Annotated in this window: 13 protein-coding genes; 6 read left to right on the forward strand and 7 right to left on the reverse strand. The window is 60.2% G+C overall.

Going from position 1 to position 16,376, the window contains the following annotated elements:
• Window positions 1-28: 28 nt before the first annotated feature.
• Window positions 29-529, reverse strand: coding sequence for a DUF2244 domain-containing protein (locus ELE36_RS18545; RefSeq protein WP_165371688.1), 501 nt, complete (start codon window positions 527-529; stop codon window positions 29-31).
• Window positions 530-849: 320 nt separating this feature from the next.
• Between ELE36_RS18545 and putA the strand changes: the two genes are divergently transcribed.
• From putA to ELE36_RS18565, 4 genes are all read left to right on the forward strand, one after another.
• Complete coding sequence (gene putA / locus ELE36_RS18550) at window positions 850-3,999, forward strand: bifunctional proline dehydrogenase/L-glutamate gamma-semialdehyde dehydrogenase PutA (RefSeq protein ID WP_129835946.1); 3,150 nt, start codon at window positions 850-852, stop codon at window positions 3,997-3,999.
• 221 nt (window positions 4,000-4,220) lie between these two features.
• Window positions 4,221-5,834 (forward strand): ExeA family protein, encoded by a 1,614-nt coding sequence (locus tag ELE36_RS18555; protein ID WP_165371689.1) that lies wholly within the window; start codon window positions 4,221-4,223, stop codon window positions 5,832-5,834.
• Between the two features lie 138 nt (window positions 5,835-5,972).
• Window positions 5,973-6,830 (forward strand): general secretion pathway protein GspB, encoded by an 858-nt coding sequence (locus ELE36_RS18560; RefSeq protein WP_129835950.1) that lies wholly within the window; start codon window positions 5,973-5,975, stop codon window positions 6,828-6,830.
• 2 nt (window positions 6,831-6,832) lie between these two features.
• Window positions 6,833-7,516, forward strand: coding sequence for a rhomboid family intramembrane serine protease (locus tag ELE36_RS18565; protein ID WP_129835952.1), 684 nt, complete (start codon window positions 6,833-6,835; stop codon window positions 7,514-7,516).
• 50 nt (window positions 7,517-7,566) lie between these two features.
• Here the strand turns inward: ELE36_RS18565 and ELE36_RS18570 are convergent, their stop codons facing one another.
• From ELE36_RS18570 to gpmI, 6 genes are all read right to left on the reverse strand, one after another.
• Entirely contained in the window at window positions 7,567-8,052 is a 486-nt protein-coding gene (locus tag ELE36_RS18570) for a styrene oxide isomerase (RefSeq protein WP_207215818.1), read from the reverse strand.
• Between the two features lie 37 nt (window positions 8,053-8,089).
• Window positions 8,090-8,740, reverse strand: coding sequence for an SMI1/KNR4 family protein (locus ELE36_RS18575; protein ID WP_129835954.1), 651 nt, complete (start codon window positions 8,738-8,740; stop codon window positions 8,090-8,092).
• A 37-nt stretch (window positions 8,741-8,777) separates the two neighbouring features.
• A complete protein-coding gene (locus ELE36_RS18580) occupies window positions 8,778-10,133 on the reverse strand; it encodes a S41 family peptidase (RefSeq protein ID WP_129835956.1) in 1,356 nt (451 codons plus the stop codon).
• Between the two features lie 246 nt (window positions 10,134-10,379).
• Window positions 10,380-10,943, reverse strand: coding sequence for a hypothetical protein (locus ELE36_RS18585; protein WP_129835958.1), 564 nt, complete (start codon window positions 10,941-10,943; stop codon window positions 10,380-10,382).
• Window positions 10,944-10,988: 45 nt separating this feature from the next.
• Window positions 10,989-12,170 carry a murein hydrolase activator EnvC family protein gene (locus ELE36_RS18590; RefSeq protein ID WP_165371690.1) on the reverse strand — a complete coding sequence of 394 codons (1,182 nt, stop codon included), beginning with the start codon at window positions 12,168-12,170 and terminating at the stop codon, window positions 10,989-10,991.
• A gap of 14 nt (window positions 12,171-12,184) precedes the next feature.
• Window positions 12,185-13,729 (reverse strand): 2,3-bisphosphoglycerate-independent phosphoglycerate mutase, encoded by a 1,545-nt coding sequence (gpmI, locus tag ELE36_RS18595; RefSeq protein WP_129835961.1) that lies wholly within the window; start codon window positions 13,727-13,729, stop codon window positions 12,185-12,187.
• Between the two features lie 346 nt (window positions 13,730-14,075).
• Between gpmI and ELE36_RS18600 the strand changes: the two genes are divergently transcribed.
• Together ELE36_RS18600 and ELE36_RS18605 are read left to right on the forward strand one after the other, a co-directional pair.
• On the forward strand, window positions 14,076-14,765 hold the full coding sequence (locus tag ELE36_RS18600) for a DUF4097 family beta strand repeat-containing protein (RefSeq protein ID WP_129835963.1): 690 nt from the start codon (window positions 14,076-14,078) through the stop codon (window positions 14,763-14,765).
• Between the two features lie 141 nt (window positions 14,766-14,906).
• Window positions 14,907-16,340 (forward strand): hypothetical protein, encoded by a 1,434-nt coding sequence (locus tag ELE36_RS18605; protein ID WP_129835965.1) that lies wholly within the window; start codon window positions 14,907-14,909, stop codon window positions 16,338-16,340.
• The last annotated feature ends 36 nt before the right edge of the window (window positions 16,341-16,376 follow it).

Consider the following 16,376-nt stretch of genomic DNA (forward strand, 5'->3'; position numbering starts at 1 on the left):
GCCATCACCGTCTTAATCAAATTATCCGTCAGCCGACGTCGACCGAAGTCGCGCCTGCCAGCAATTTCGTCAGGCGTAATGCAAGCGCCTTGCGCTCGTCGTCCGCTAGAAAAGCACCAATTTCTATCCTGCGTCCATGCGATTCGAGCAGCAATCGCGTGCGGCTGTTACGTCGTTCACCGGGTTGCAGATTCACTCGCATCCAATGCGGGTTGAAACGTGCCACCGGCCCTTGTACTGCGCCAATGCGTGTCACTTCGACCGCATCGGCACTGAAACTGATTACTTCGCCGCCAGCGCTGCGTCGCCAGACCAGTCGCAAACAATAACCGACCCATCCCGCTTCGAGTAGCGCAAACAACGGTGCAAATATGTTGCCCTTGAACGCGCTATAGACCGCGACCGCCAGCATCGTCGAGGTTTGCAACGCGGCAAACCAGAACATGCCGTTGCGCGTCAACGAGCGATTCGGCAGCACTATCAGCGCCACTTCGGTGCCTGCAGTCGCTACGGTAGCCTGCTCGATCATCGCCATCGCATGCTTTATAACCCGTCAATCATAGTGTTTTCGGGTAGGCGCGGGCAAGTTTTACTCGCCGCGAATCGGTCGATGTGCAGTAAATTTACCAATGCATGCCGGATATTCACGCTCGCACGTCGATGCCGAACTGAATGCCATACTCCGACGGAAAATTTCCAGCGTCGGATTGCCTGAGCCTCGCTTTGGCTGCTGCGGCGGCAACGGCTATTGGCGCGCACCTTCGCACTCACTACACTAGCGGGCTTCGCATCACGCGCTGGTAGCTGCAAGCCAGCCGTGGCGCGCCTTCGAGCATTGCCGAGGCTGTTGTGACCCCCAGTATCATCGCCCCCGAACTTCCGCCTGCGCCGGATAGCATCACCGCGCACATGACTGCGGCATATTGTCGCAACGAAACCGAAATCGTCAACGAGCTGCTGGCGCAGACCAGTCTGCCCGCGCCGGAGCGCGAACTCGTGCTCGCGCGCGCCGCCGAACTGGTCGCCCGCGTGCGCGCCAAAGCCGATCAGCAGAGCGCGGTCGAATCGTTCATGCGCGAATACGATCTTTCCAGCGAGGAAGGCGTGCTGCTGATGTGTGTGGCCGAGGCGCTGCTGCGCATTCCGGACAAGGCCACCGCCGACAAACTCATCTCCGACAAACTCGGCGACGCCGACTGGGGATCGCATCTCGGCAAAAGCTCGTCGTTGTTCGTCAACGCCTCGACCTGGGGTTTGATGCTGACCGGCAAACTGGTCTCGCTCGGCGACGAAACGCAGCGCAACTTCACCGGCGCGCTGAAACGCTTGGTTTCGCGCAGCGGCGAGCCGGTCGTGCGCCTTGCAGTGCGCCAGGCGATGCGCATCATGGGTCACCAGTTCGTGATGGGCCGCACTATCGAAGAAGCGCTGACGCGTTCGCGCGACAAGGACAATCGCGCGTATCGTTATTCGTTCGACATGCTCGGTGAAGCAGCACTCACCGCGCCTGATGCCGAACGTTATTTCAAAGCCTACAAGGATGCGATCAACGCGATCGGCGCACGTGGCCCGTATGCGAGCGTGATCGATGCACCGAGTATTTCGGTCAAGCTTTCGGCGCTGCATCCGCGCTACGAAGTCGCGAAACGTGCGCGCGTGCTGGCCGAACTCACGCCGAAAATTCTCGAACTCGCGCAGCTCGCGATGCAGCGCGGCATCGGCATGACTGTGGATGCGGAAGAAGCCGATCGGCTCGAACTGTCGCTGGAAATTCTCGCCGAAGTGTTTGCGCACCCCTCGCTCGCCGGTTGGAACGGTTTCGGTCTCGCCGTGCAGGCGTATCAGAAACGAGCGATGTTCGTGATCGACTGGCTCGCAGCGCAAGCGCAGAAAACCGGACGACGCTGGTGCACGCGTCTGGTCAAGGGCGCTTACTGGGATTCCGAAGTGAAGCGCGCGCAAGTCGATGGTCACAGCGACTATCCGGTGTTCACGCGCAAGCCGAATACCGATGTCAGCTATCTCGCCTGCGCGCGTCGTTTGTTCGACTACGGCGAGCTGTTTTATCCGCAGTTCGCCACCCACAACGCGCACACGATCGCGGCGATTCATCATTACGCGAAAGGCCGGCCATTCGAGTTCCAGCGTCTGCACGGCATGGGCGCGGATTTGTACGATGAAGTAGTCGGCGAGAAACATCTGAACATTCCGTGCCGCGTGTATGCGCCGGTCGGCAGCCATGAAGATCTGTTGCCCTACCTCGTGCGCCGCCTGCTCGAAAACGGGGCCAACACATCGTTCGTCAATCGCATCGTCGATGAAAACACGCCGATTCGCGACCTCGTCGCCGATCCGTGCGAAGTTGTGCGCGGCTTCGAATCGAAAGCGCATCCGCGCATCCCGCAACCGATCAACCTGTACGGCGAATCCCGGAAAAATTCCATGGGCATCAATCTGGCCAACGACAACGAACTCAAATCCCTTAGCGACGCCGTGAATGCGGCGATCAAACCGTGGCGTGCAACGCCGTTGGTGCCGGGTGCAAAATCTGCTGCTGCGAGCATCGCGGTCACCGATCCGTCCGATCGCCGTCGAGCCGTTGGCGAATGGCAACCTGCCGACAGCGCCACCGTCGAACAAGCGCTCGTGAACGCAGTTGCGGCGCAGCCGGAATGGGATCGCCTGCCCGCCGCATCACGCGCGAAGATTCTCGAACATGGCGCCGACCTGCTCGAAGCCAATCGCGCCGAACTGATCGCGCTGTGCGTGCGCGAAGCCGGCAAGACTATTCCCGATGCAGTCGCCGAAGTGCGCGAGGCCGTGGATTTTTATCGGTATTACGCCGCGCAGGCACGCAAACTTCTGGCGCAGCCGGAAACTCTGCCCGGCCCGACCGGCGAATCGAATCAGCTGTTCCTGCATGGTCGCGGTGTGTTCGTCTGCATCAGTCCGTGGAATTTTCCGCTGGCGATTTTCGCCGGACAGATCGCCGCAGCGCTCGCCGCCGGTAACAGCGTAATTGCCAAGCCGGCCGAGCAGACCAATCTGATTGCGCTCCGCGCCACGCAGTTGCTGCATGAAGCCGGTGTGCCGGCGGCGGTGTTGCAACTGCTGCCGGGCGATGGCGCCACGGTCGGCGCGGCGCTCACAAAAGATGCACGTGTCGCCGGCGTCGCCTTCACCGGCTCGACCGAAACCGCGCGTTTGATCAACCGCACGCTGGCCGCGCGCGACGCCGCGATCGCACCGCTGATCGCCGAAACCGGTGGCCAGAATGCGCTGATCGCCGATTCTTCGGCGCTGCCCGAACAACTGGTCAAGGATGCGATTGCATCGAGCTTCGGTGCCGCCGGACAACGCTGCTCGTGCCTGCGCGTATTGTTCGTGCAGGACGACATCGCCGACAAGGTCATGACCATGCTGGCCGGTGCGATGGACGAACTCGTAGTCGGCGATCCGGGTTTGCTTTCGACCGATGTCGGCCCGGTGATCGACGAGGACGCGCGCAAAATTCTGATCGCGCACGCCGAACGCATGGATCGCGAAGCGCGCTCGATCAAGACCTTGGCGCTCAGCGATACCACGAGCAACGGCACATTCTTCGCGCCGCGCGCCTACGAGATCAAGGCGCTATCGACACTCACACGCGAAGTTTTCGGCCCGATCCTGCATGTGCTGCGTTTCAAGGCGAAGGATCTCGACGCCGTGATCGACCAGATCAACGCCAGCGGTTACGGCCTCACGCTGGGCATCCACAGCCGCATCGACTCGACCATCGAACAGATTTCGCGCCGCGTGAAAGTCGGCAACTGCTACGTCAATCGTAACCAGATCGGCGCGGTGGTCGGCGTGCAGCCGTTCGGCGGCGAAGGCCTGTCCGGCACCGGCCCGAAAGCCGGCGGCCCGCACTACATGCTGCGCTTCACCACCGAACGCACGCTCACAGTGAACACCACCGCGGCGGGCGGCAATGCGAGTTTGCTGACGCTCGGGGCGTAATCTTCGGCATGCGGGTGGCGCATTAAGCGCTGCCCGGATGCCGCATCCCGTACAACGCAGACCGATTTACGAAACTTCGCGCAGAGATAAGCATCCATAACCTGCGCCATCGCTTTTGTTGAAGCGTTCGATCGTTTGGCGAATGCCTGCGAATCCTCGCCGATAATCGCCAGATGCGGCAAGACCGAACAAAAATCGCTGCGGATGACTACACTAACCCCATGTATCTCGCCTACTACGGCCTCAAGGAAGCGCCTTTTTCGATCACGCCGGATCCGCGATTCGTTTTTTTGAGCGATCGCCACCGCGACGGGCTCGCGCATCTTTTGTACGGCATCGGTCAGGGCGGCAGCAGCGGTTTTGTGCAGCTTACCGGCGAGGTCGGCACGGGCAAAACGACATTGTCGCGCCTCGTGCTGGAGAGTTTGCCCGATCAAGTGCGTGTCGCCTTGATTTTGAATCCGCGCCTGTCGCCGGTCGAGCTGGTCGAGGCAATCTGCGAGGATCTGCATCTCGATGTCAGCCACGCGCGGCGCAGCCTGAAAGAGCTGGTCGATGCGCTGAACCGTTATCTGCTGCAGGCGTTTTCCGAAGGCCTGCGCGTCGTCGTGATCATCGACGAGGCGCAGAACCTGTCGAACGATGCGCTGGAGCAAGTGCGCCTGCTGACGAATCTGGAAACACCGACGCAAAAACTGTTGCAGATCGTGCTGCTCGGCCAGCCCGAATTGCGCGTGGTGCTGGCGCAACCCGAGCTGCGCCAGCTCGCGCAGCGCATCACTGCGCGCTATCACCTCACGCCGTTGAACGCGGTCGAAACCGAGGCGTATGTACGGCATCGCATCGCCGTCGGCGGCGGCGCACGCAATCCGTTTTCACGGCTCGGATTGCGTGCCTTGTATCGACATTCGCATGGCGTGCCACGCCTGATCAACATCATCGCCGATCGAGCGTTGATGGCCGGATTTGCCCACGAACAGGAATCGATCGGCGAACGTCTGGTCAATCGCGCCGCGAAAGAAACGCTGCCCGGCACACCGCGTAATTTCCTGCGCCGGCAATGGCGCTGGCTGGCTGGCGGCGCCACCTTGCTGTTCGCGCTTGGCATCGGCCTGATCGCGCGCGAACAACTGCATTCGGCGCCGATCGTCACTCCGCCACCTGCGGCCGCGGCGATCAGCGAGCCGGTCAACGACGATGCCGAACGGCTGAACGCTTTCAGTCGCGCGCTCAAGCAAACACCCGACGCCGATATCAATGCGTGGATGCAATTGCTGTCGCGCTGGCAGATCACTTCGGCCGAAATCGCATCGGTGAAAGAAGCCACACGCTGTCCGACGACGATCGCGCCCGGCATCGATTGCTTGCACGGCCATGGCACGCTTGAACAACTGGCGCGCTTCGATCGCCCGCTGCTGTTGCTGCTGGAAAATGACGGCGCCCACGCCACCGCGCTGCTCAGCGGCACGAGCAAACAACGCGTGCGGCTGGATTTTGCCGGCAGCCATTTTGATCTCGACAAACAAACCCTGGCGCAATTCTGGCCGGGTGAATTCATCGCGATCTGGCGCCTGCCATCGAACGTGCCACTGGCGCTGAAAAAAGGCGACACCGGCCCGGGTATCGCGTGGGTCAAGGATCAACTGAGCCGGCTCGATGGCGGCAAACAAGCCGATATCGGCCCGGCCTATTTCGATGCCGCGCTGGAAGAACGCATCCGCAAATTGCAGCAGGCCTACAGTATCAGCGCCGATGGCATTATCGGGCCGGAAACCCTGCTGGCGCTGTCGGCGCTGGACGAAACCGGCCCGCATCTGGTGCGCAATGTCGATTGAATCGCGCACCCGCATGTCGCTCATTTGCGCCCGCGCCGAACGCGGCAACGCTCCTGTATCGACCGGATGTAAACTGCGCTCGCGGTGAGCGGCGTTATCCGGTTATTCGCAACCCGTTTTTAGTGGAACCCATGACTCATGTCGCTGATTCTTGATGCTCTGAAAAAGTCCGAAGAAAAACGCCAGCTCGGCCAGGCGCCGACCTTGGGCAGCTCGATCGTATCGACACGCCGGCGGCGCAATATGCTGCCGTATATCATCGCTGCGATCGTGCTGGTGGCATTGATCGGCTTGTGGCAGTTCAACAGATACAAACACTCGCATAACAAGGGAAGCACGCCAGCCACCTCTGCCGTGCAATCTCCGGCGACGACCACGCCTGCCACATCCGCCAACGTGAATCGAGCGGCGCCGCCTACGGGTGCCGCTGCTGCAGCAACATCACCAGCCCCAAATGCTGCCGCACCGACAAACAAGGCCGCTGCGCCGCCGATAGCAATAAACTCAAGAAGGCCGACAGCGCTGGCCAATGCGCCAACCGCTGCACCGCCACCAAAAGCAACAACAACGCCAGTTGCGCCAGTACCCGTGGCGCCGACCGCGAGGGCTGCGCCGCCGTCGGCCAAGCCGTTGCCTCCGACGACCTCACCGCCAACCGCATCCGCACCAACTGCCACTGCAGCAAATGTCGCAAACGCAGCCGCGCCGGATAACATCCGAGCGCCAGCGTCCGCCGTCGCAGCGAACCCCGACGCAAAACCCATTCAGGCGTATTACGAATTGCCGTTCCCGGTACGCAAGGACTTACCCGCGATCAAGATCAGCATGCACGTGTATGCGGTCGATCCGGCGCAACGTTTTATCGTGGTCAACAACGTGCATCAGGGTGAGGGCGACAGCATCGAAGGCGGCGTTACCGTGCGCGAGATTCGCCCGACCGATATCGTGCTCGAATTCCAAGGGAAAATCTTCTCCGTGCCGCGCACCGGCATCTGAGAGTGTTCGTCCGCGTCGATACCCGCCATCGCGCACATCCGCCGTGGGCGACTATTCTAATCATCCTGGTTTGCGTGCTGGTGTTTCTATGGCTGGCCAGCGCTGCGCCGGATGAACGAGTGCAACTGCTGCGGCGCTGGGGCACTGTGCCGGCGACGTTGTTCGATACCAGCGTGCCGTGGCTGCGTCAGCTCATCGAACTGCGCCCGCTGCGCCTGGTCACTTCGCTGTTCATCCATGCCGACTGGATGCATCTGACCGGCAATTTGCTGTTCCTGATGATCTTCGGCTTGTCGGCGGAACGCACACTTGGCGCGTATCGATTCCTCACCCTGTTTCTGCTCGGCGGCGCACTTGCCAACTTGGTCGGCGCGCTCACTTTGGCGAGTGCCAACGTGCCGATCATCGGCTCCAGCGGCGCGGTCTCGGCGATCGTCGGGGCATATGTCGAACTGTTCCCGCGCGCTCGACTCGGGCTGGTATTGCCGCTCGGATTATTCCTCGAATTCGTGCGTATTCCGGCGTCACTGCTGATCGGATTCTGGATAGTGCTGCAGTTGTTGTTCACCTACGTCGGCCCAGCATTCGGCACCGTGGTGTGGTGGACGCATATCGCCGGTTTTGCGATCGGCATCGCGCTCGCGTGGATGTCACGCGGCGCGATTGCGCGGCGATTGCGCAATTGACTCACGGCACTTGATGCTTGCGAAAAGCAGTCGTGCAAGCGCCTCAACGCTCACGATATCGCGCGTTGCCGCAACCCCCACAGAACCAAGACGGAAGAAAGAACCATCGCTACCCCGACGCTGCTGAAGCCGAACATCACCAAGCCTTCTTGCCAAGGCGGGGCGCTGTGGCCTGCCGCGGTAAGCGGAGACAAGGCGGCTGTTCCAAAGATCGCCGCCAGCGTGGTCACTGCCCAATTGACGTACGTGCCATACAGCGCACACCAGTACGCCACACGCTTCAACTGAGGGCCGGCCCGCACCTCGATCCAGACCGCGCCCAGCACCAAAAGGAAGGTTCCGTTCATCACCCCTTCCAGGTGTGCGGCAAGCCCCATGCGCGGATTATTGAACTTCTGTTCGACAAAACCAGTGAGTAGACCGAGCAGAAAAAGCAGCATGCCGTGCCAGAGCAATCGACGCCTGTAATCTTCCACAATGGCCCCTTCCTTGTTCACGGTAAAGCAATTGGAGATAGCCTTCCATCGAAAGAACATGCTCCGGCAAACCGAGTCAAGCCTCTCGAAGGGAGGGTTAGGTATCGACTTCTGACGCCTCGGTGAGGCTACCCAGAAATTCAGTGAACGAATCGGCTACTTTGACCAAGGTGGCGTAATTCAATGCATTGAATGCCTTGGCATACAGAGGATGCTTGTCGTCACTCAAGATCGTATCTACGTCATGAAATTTGCTTTGAGCCTTGGCGATCTGATCGTCAAAGAACTTGGAGAACCACGGGTAACGCCAGTACCACTCCCAGTAGTAGATAGTGCCGTAATCATCGGTGTTCAGCGAGCAGGCCAAGAGGCAGTTCTGTGTGCAGCTCGCAATGACAACCACGTTGAGGGGTAAGAACTCCTCGTCGGCATGCCTTCCCCAATGCTCATGGAGCAGTGATGCAGGCACCTGACCGTACTGCGCTAGGTAGGGACGATCTGACGACGGGATAATTGCAAAGAATTCCTCGACCTCGCTAGTTTGGGATGTGCTGACGACCTTTCCTTCATGGCGTCGGTCTATGGCAATCGTGAACGTGGCGGGGCATCCTCGAAGGACAAAGCCGCCGTTCGTTTGATCTAAAAATGCACGATAGTCCGCGGGCAATCCATCGAAGAAGGCTCTGTCCTTCGAGGACAGACCGGCCCAATCAGATGGAAAGCTCTTATCAAGTATGAGGCTAGTCATTTCAGCGCGAGACAGGTGGAAATCGAGGACTCAATGCCTAACCCTTTTTCTCAAGTGCCGCTGGCATCACCGGCTTGCGCTGGAACGCCATGCTCTTGAGCACGTTCAACGCCTCGCCCAGCGCGTAGTCATCGAGTTGATCACGCGCGGCTTGTGCGGCATCGCCGGGTTTCGCCACGTCGGGTTTTTCCTGATCGCCTTTCAGGTGGCGCGGCAGGTCGCGCTCACCGGAAATCAGTGCGGCCGGCGCATTGCGCGCGGTCAGCTTGAGATCGGCGAGTTCAATGTCCGGCAGGATTCCGGTGCCCTGGATCGACGTGCCGTTCGGCGTGTAATAACGCGCGGTGGTGAGCTTTACCGCATGCGATTCGTCCAGCGGCAATACGGTCTGCACCGAGCCTTTGCCGAACGTGCGCCGGCCCATGATCAGCGCGCGGCCATGATCCTTGAGCGCGCCGGAAACGATCTCCGCGGCCGAGGCGGTGCCGTTATCCACCAGCACCACCAGCGGCGCACCGGCGAGCATATCGCCCGGGGTCGCGCTGAAACTCAGGTCGGCTTCTTTCAATCGCCCCTTGGTGGTGACGATCACGCCATCTTCGAGGAACGCGTCGCTGATTTCCACAGCCGCAGTCAGCAAGCCACCGGGATTGCTGCGCAGGTCGAGAATCGCGCCGCGCGGCGTGCCGTTTTTCTGCTTGAGTTGCGCGACGATGCGCTTGAGTTCGGCGCCGGTATCGGACTGAAACTGCGCGACGCGCAAATACATGTAACCGGGATCGAGCATGCGTCCGCGCACACTCGCGACGCGAATCGTTTCGCGCACGAGCTTGATTTCCAGCGGCGCGCTCGCGCCTTCGTGCAGCACACTCAGCACGATCTCGCTGCCGGCCTTGCCGCGCAACATGTCGACCGCCTGGCTGGCGTTCTCCGAGGTGATGAGCTTGCCGTCGATACGCACGATGGTATCGCCCGGCTTGATGCCCGCGCGTGCCGCCGGCGTGTCGTCGATCGGCGCAATCACGCGCAGCGCACCTTCGCTCGCCATCACTTCCACACCGAGGCCGACGTACGATCCGTTGGTATCCTCGCTGAGTTCCTCCATCGCCTTGGACTCGAGATATTCGCTGTGCGGATCGAGCCCGGCGAGCAGGCCGTGGATCGCCGCCTGCATCAAGGTCTTGTCATCGACCGGCTCGACATACGCCTGCTTGACGAGGTTGAACACGGTCGTGAACAGGCGGATATCTTCGAGGCTGACGCCGTCTTTCGACGCCACCTTGAGCGGCGGTTTCGCATCGGCAACCGGTGCGACCGGCGCCACTTTTTCGTCGGCTTGCGCCAGCAACGTCGTCAAGCCAAGAAAAATAGCGCACATAAAGCGAAACAGCATGGGATTCTCCGGAGCAATGACGTCAATTATAGCCAGCGAATAGCGCGATGCGATGCGCGATCGAAGCAGCAATCATCGCGCATGCCGGATGATCGGCGTGCGAAATTCAAATCGGATTCGCAACTTCTGGCTTACAGCAGACCGCGCTGTTGAGACGGAGTTTCAGACCGCCGTCGATTCGCAAGAATATGCGGCGCGATGGCGCGAGCAAAAACCTCTCGCCGACACGACGCAACACCGCAGCAATCAATGCAGGCGCGCAAACAGCATGACGATATACGCGCCGAAAATCACCGTGGCGAGCACCGGTAGCAGTTTGTGATACGTCTCTGCGCGCGTAAGCATTGCGCTAGCCGTTGCCGACAGGAAACACGCGTGGAATAAAAAGTTCGACAGATCGGAAAAGTGCCCCGCGAGCACAAGATCCTTCGCCAGGCTGTTGAGCAACACGAGGATCAGCAAACCGAAAAACCAGCGTGTATGGGCCCAGTAATGCGCGCGCAAGTCGATCGTCTCGTCGCCAAAAAAATCCGGGAATACGATGGCGGCGAGCATGTATTGCACGATCGTCTGCGACAGCACCACCAGGAATCCGGCAAACGTCCAGACCTGGACAGCGCGAAGGCCGAACATCGCCCACCAACTTTGCACGTTCATCAATAGCAGCAACGCGGCCCAGGCCAGCGTCGGCCAATACACCAGCACCCGCGTCCGCGACAGCACGATGCCACGAAAGCCTTTCAGGATCTGGGTAATCGCCAGTCCGACGATCAGCGAAAGCAGCACGGAAAGATAACTGAACTGATCCACGGTCAAACCTCCTCATGCGTTGCGAAACACGATTCCACGAAAGTCCTAGCGCGACGCCGCGCTGAGCCAGCCGCGCGGATCCATTGGCTTGCCCTGATAACGCAGCTCGAAATACACGCCGGGCGTTTTGCGTCCGCCACTGTTGCCGGCGGTGGCGATGACTTCGTTGGCGTTGACCCAGTCGCCGACGTCCTTGAGCAAGGATTCGTTGTAGCCGTACAGACTGAGGTAACCGTCGCCGTGATCGACGATGAGCAACAGGCCGAAGCCGCGCAGCCAGTCGGCGTAGGCAATGCGGCCGTGCGATACCGCATGGACTTCGGCGCCGGTGGTTGCCGCGATCACGATGCCGTGACTGCCGCGACCGCTATCGTCGTTGGCACCGAACGCCGCACCGATCTTGCCGCGCACGGGCCAGACCAGCTTGCCCTTGAGCTCGGCGAACGGTTCGGCGCCCGCGAGCTGTTTCGGGATGTCGGCAAAAATATCGCGCAGTTTTTCGAGCAGGTCGAGCACACCTTTTTCATCCTTGCCGAGCGCGTTCAAGCGGCTCTGCTCGTCCTTCAGCGTGGCATCCAGTTCGGTCAAAAGTTTTTCGCGCTCGCTGCGATCCTGCTGCAATTTGGTCGCATCATCGGCACGCGCGGCGCGTGAAATTTTCAGCGCCTCGGTCTGTTTTTCGATCGCGGTCTGCACATCGGCGAGCTGCTGCAGATCCTTCAACAGGCCTTCGATTTTCTCGACTCGCGCGCGCTCGAAATAATGGTGATAGGCCAGCACGCGAGCGAGCTTGTCGATGTCGTCCTGCGCCAGCAGCAGTTTCAATTCTTCGTTCTGGCCAAGCGCGTACGCCGAGCGCAGCAATGCCGCGAGCGCATCGCGCTGTGCCTTGAGTTTTTCGTTGAGCGCACTGCGCTGACTTTCGAGTTTGCCGAGTTCGCCGCCTTGCGCGAGGATTTTTGCATCGAGCTCGCGCAGCTCTTTTACCGCGGCGGCGATTTTCAATTCCTGCTCACGCACCGCCTTGGTCGCATCGTCGCGCTGCGCTTGTGTGGCCTTCAGCGTGTCACTGATTTTCTTGATCTCGCCGCGCACCTGATCGAGTTTCTGCTTCGCTTCGGCTTCCTGATTTGCATGTTTGCCCGCTTCGTCATCGGCGGCATACGCCGTGCAAAAAGCGCAGGCCAGCAGCAGCGCGATGAGCAACCGAACGCAAAAGACAGACACGCGCGAACGCCGCTTCAGTGGCTCAACTGCACGAGATTGTGCCCAGTCATTTCCGGCGGTACCGGCAAATTCATGAGGCCGAGCACGGTCGGTGCGAGATCGCTAAGCGCACCGGGTTTGAGCGTGGCGCGACGCCCGACATACACCAGCGGCACCGGGCCGACCGTGTGTTGCGTGTGCGGCTGATGATTGGCATCGACCATCTGTTCGAGGTTGCCGTGATCGGCGGTGATCAGCATTTCGCCGCCGACGGCGAGAATCGCCGCGGTCAGTTTTCCGAGCGCAACATCGACTGCTTCTACCGCCTTGATTGCGGCGGCGAGGATGCCGCTGTGGCCGACCATATCCGGGTTGGCGATATTGCAGACGATGAAATCGAACTCGCCGCCGTGGATTGCCGCGACAAGTTTTTCGGTCAGTTCGGGGCAGCTCATTTCCGGCTGCAGATCGTAGGTCGCGACCTTGGGGCTTGGAATCAGAATGCGTTGTTCGCCAGGGAAAGGCTGCTCGCGTCCAGCGGCAAAAAAGAATGTGACGTGCGCAAATTTTTCGGTCTCGGCGATGTGCAATTGTTTCAGGCCGAGGTCGGCGAGATATTCCGGCAAGCTGTTGTGCATCGATTGTGGCCCGAACGCGATGCCGGTCACCGGCAGGTCGACGCTGTATTCGGTGAGCGTGACAAACGCGGCGAGCTTGATGGAACGCGAACGTATGAAGCCTTTGAAATCCGGCGCGACAAAAACCTGGCTGAGTTCGCGCGCACGATCCGAGCGATAGTTCATGAACACGATCGCATCGCCGTCGTCGACGCGCGCACCATTCTTGATGACAGTTGGTGTGACGAACTCGTCGTTCTCGTTCCGAGCATACGCCGCATGCAAAGCATCGATCGCGTTGTCGGCGTGCTGCGGCGATTGCGCTGCGGCGATTGCGTCGTAGGCAAGTTGCACTCTATCCCAGCGCTGGTCGCGATCCATCGCGTAATAACGCCCACTGACGCTCGCGATAAATGCGCCGCGCGTGGCATCGCATTTCGCCTGCAATTTGTGCAGGCTCACCTCGGCGCTGCGCGGTGGCGTATCGCGGCCATCGAGAAAAACATGCACAGCGATACGCGCAACTTTGGCGCGCGCGGCAAGATCGATCATCGCTAGAATGTGGTCTTCCTGGCTGTGCACGCCGCCCGGCGAGAGCAGGCCAAAAACATGCAGCGTTTGTTGGGCATTTTCAACCGCGGCGCACGCACCGAGCAGCGCGGGATTGCTGTAGAAACTGCCATCGACGATGGCCGCATCGATGCGCGTGAGATCCTGATAAACGATGCGTCCGGCGCCGATATTCATGTGCCCGACTTCGGAATTTCCCATCTGCCCATCCGGCAAGCCGACATGCACGCCATGCGTGTTCACGAGCGTATGCGGATAGCTCGCGAGCAGCTCGCGCCAGTGCGGACAATTCGCCTGCGCGATCGCATTATCTTGCGGATCATCGCGCTGGCCCCAGCCATCCAGGATCAGCAGCAGCACCGGTTTGGGTCGCGTATCAGCAGCAGTATTCATCAGTCGGATTCACGGTTAAGCGCGGGCGCACCGGCGCTCGCAAAGAGGCAGAGTGTACGACATGCGCGCCGGCATGGCAGGTGGCACGAACGCGTTCGCACGGAGCTGCGCGCGGCCTTGTGCATACATTCAGTACAAACTGCGGCAGCATGGAAACTGTTGCTGAGGTTCGTGCTCAGATATTCCGCAAGAATGATTGTGTTGCACGATGCAACCGTGGCGCACGTGGCTGTCTCTATTCGCCGCACGACGAGTCGATTGGCGATCGCCACTAAACGTTTCCATCGCGCGGCGCATCGAAATATCCAGACGACGTCGTCTTGCACCATTCTTCAGGAGATCTTTCATGTACAACACTCCCTCGCAAAACGCCTTGCGCTTGATCCTCGGCCTCGCCCTGAGCCTGCCCCTGCTCGCCACGGCGAGCAGCCATGACAATGGCGATATCGACAAGGTCAACGGCAGCATCCATGTCGATGCCGGCCAGACTGCAGGCAAACTCAGCACGGTCAACGGCAGCATCCATGTCGCCGATGGCGCGCATGTAAGCAGCGCCGAGACGGTCAACGGCGCGGTGGATATCGGCGCGCAAACTGATCTCGACACGGTCGAAACGGTCAACGGTGGCATCGTGATCGGCGAGCAGACCAAGGTGCGCAAAACGGTCGAGGCGGTGAACGGCTCGATCTCGCTCGGTCAGGGCAGCGATGTTGCGGGCCGTGTATCCAATGTCAACGGCGGCATCAAGCTGAGAGCCGCGCATGTCGGCGGTGGTATTGAAACAGTTTCCGGCGGCGTGACCATCGGCGCCGACAGCCGACTCGAAGGCGGCTTGCTCGTGAAAAAACCGAGCAGCGGCTGGTTCAATTTCGGCATCGAGAAAAAACCGCGCATCGTGATCGGTCCGCACGCGACCGTACAAGGCGGCCTCACCTTCCACCGCGAAGTCGAGTTGTACGTGAGCAGCTCGGCCAATGTCGACAAGATCGAAGGCGCCACGCCGGTATCCTTCACCGGTGATTCGCCTGCCGATTGAATAATTATTCGTAATCGGAAAACTGCACGGCCCGTGACGTGGCAACCGAGCGAGGCCGTGCGTAACAAGCCATCTGCCAACAGACACGCGATCATGCACATGCTTGCCTGTGGCTGACGCCGAAAATTCCCGAGGAAACTGATGAAACGTGGCTACAGTCTCGCGATTTGGATCACCGCACCCATTCTGACGCTGTTGCTTGCGGGCGCGGCCCTGCTCGTCTTCGCGTTTGTTCGCACGTTCTATCCTGAAGCTCCTGTGGCGAATTTTCCGCCGGCGCAGGATACGGCGATGGCACAGCGGCAGGATTTCGAGTACTTCAAGAATTACTTCGACCTCAATCGCAGCTACACCCCAGCCGCCCGTGAGCACGCCGGGCGCCTGCTCACGGAATATCAGGCCAAGGCCGGATCTTTCTCACCCGCGCAGTTCGACCTGGCGATCGAACGCATGGTCGCGCTCGCCGACAACGGCCATTCGCGCGTCAGCACGGGGCCGCTTTCGCGCAGTCGCAATCACCTGCCGTGCCATCTGTATCGTTTCGACGACGGTTATCGCGTGCTGCGCGCGCGTCCGGCCTGCGCACAGTTGCTCGGCGCAAAGGTCGTGGCGATAGATGGCCATGCGATAAACGAAGTCGCCGATCGCATGTTCGAATTTTTTGGCGGCCCGCGTAATCATTACGATCAGTTCGCTGCGGTGTTTTTTCTGGAATCACCAGAGCTGTTGCAGGCGGCGGGAATCGCATCCGCAGCGGATCGCGTGAGTTTGCGTGTGGTGGCGCCCGACGGTTCGGAATACGAAGCGACGATCGTCGCCGAGCCGCCCGATGCCGATGCGCCGCACGCCGAATCGAACCAATATCTTTCGCCGCAACGGATCGAGAACGAACCCGCGGACTGGGCCGCATTGCTGCCGACGGATGCGCAGCTGCCGATTTTTCTGCGCGACTATGCCACCCCTTTCCGCTCCGAATACTGGGCCGACAAGGGCGTTTATTATGTGCAATTCCGCAGTAACGAAGACGAACCCGGCCATCTGATCGGCGAATTCGTCGCGCACGTCAAAAACGAAATCGCCAGCCACCGTCCGCGCAGTATCGTGCTCGATCTGCGCATGAACGAAGGTGGCAATTTCACGACCACCGCTGCACTGATGAAGAACCTTACCAAGCTCGCGGATTCGGTCGAGCATATCTACGTGCTGACCAGCGCATGGACGTTTTCCGCCGGCAACGTGAGTCTGGCGCTGGCCAAGGAGCATGGCGGCGGCAAGGTCACCGTAATCGGCGAAATGGTCGGCGATCGCATTCGCATGTGGGCAGAAGGCGGCGCGATGACCTTGCCGAATTCAAAGCTGCGTCTGAGCTTCGCGACCGGGCTGCACGACTATTCGCATTCGTGCTCCAGCGAACCAGGATGTTTTTGGGTCATGTATTTCTACCCGATGCATGTGGCGACGTTCGATCCTGATATCCATGTCGGTTATTCCTTCGACGATTACACGAACTTGCGCGATCCGGCGCTGGAGCGTGCGCTCGAGCTGGCACGCATTGCGCAAACCGCGGCTCGCTAGCGGATTTCGATATCGGCCAACGCGCTTTTGAATATT

This window comes from Pseudolysobacter antarcticus (assembly GCF_004168365.1).
Lineage (GTDB): Bacteria > Pseudomonadota > Gammaproteobacteria > Xanthomonadales > Rhodanobacteraceae > Pseudolysobacter > Pseudolysobacter antarcticus.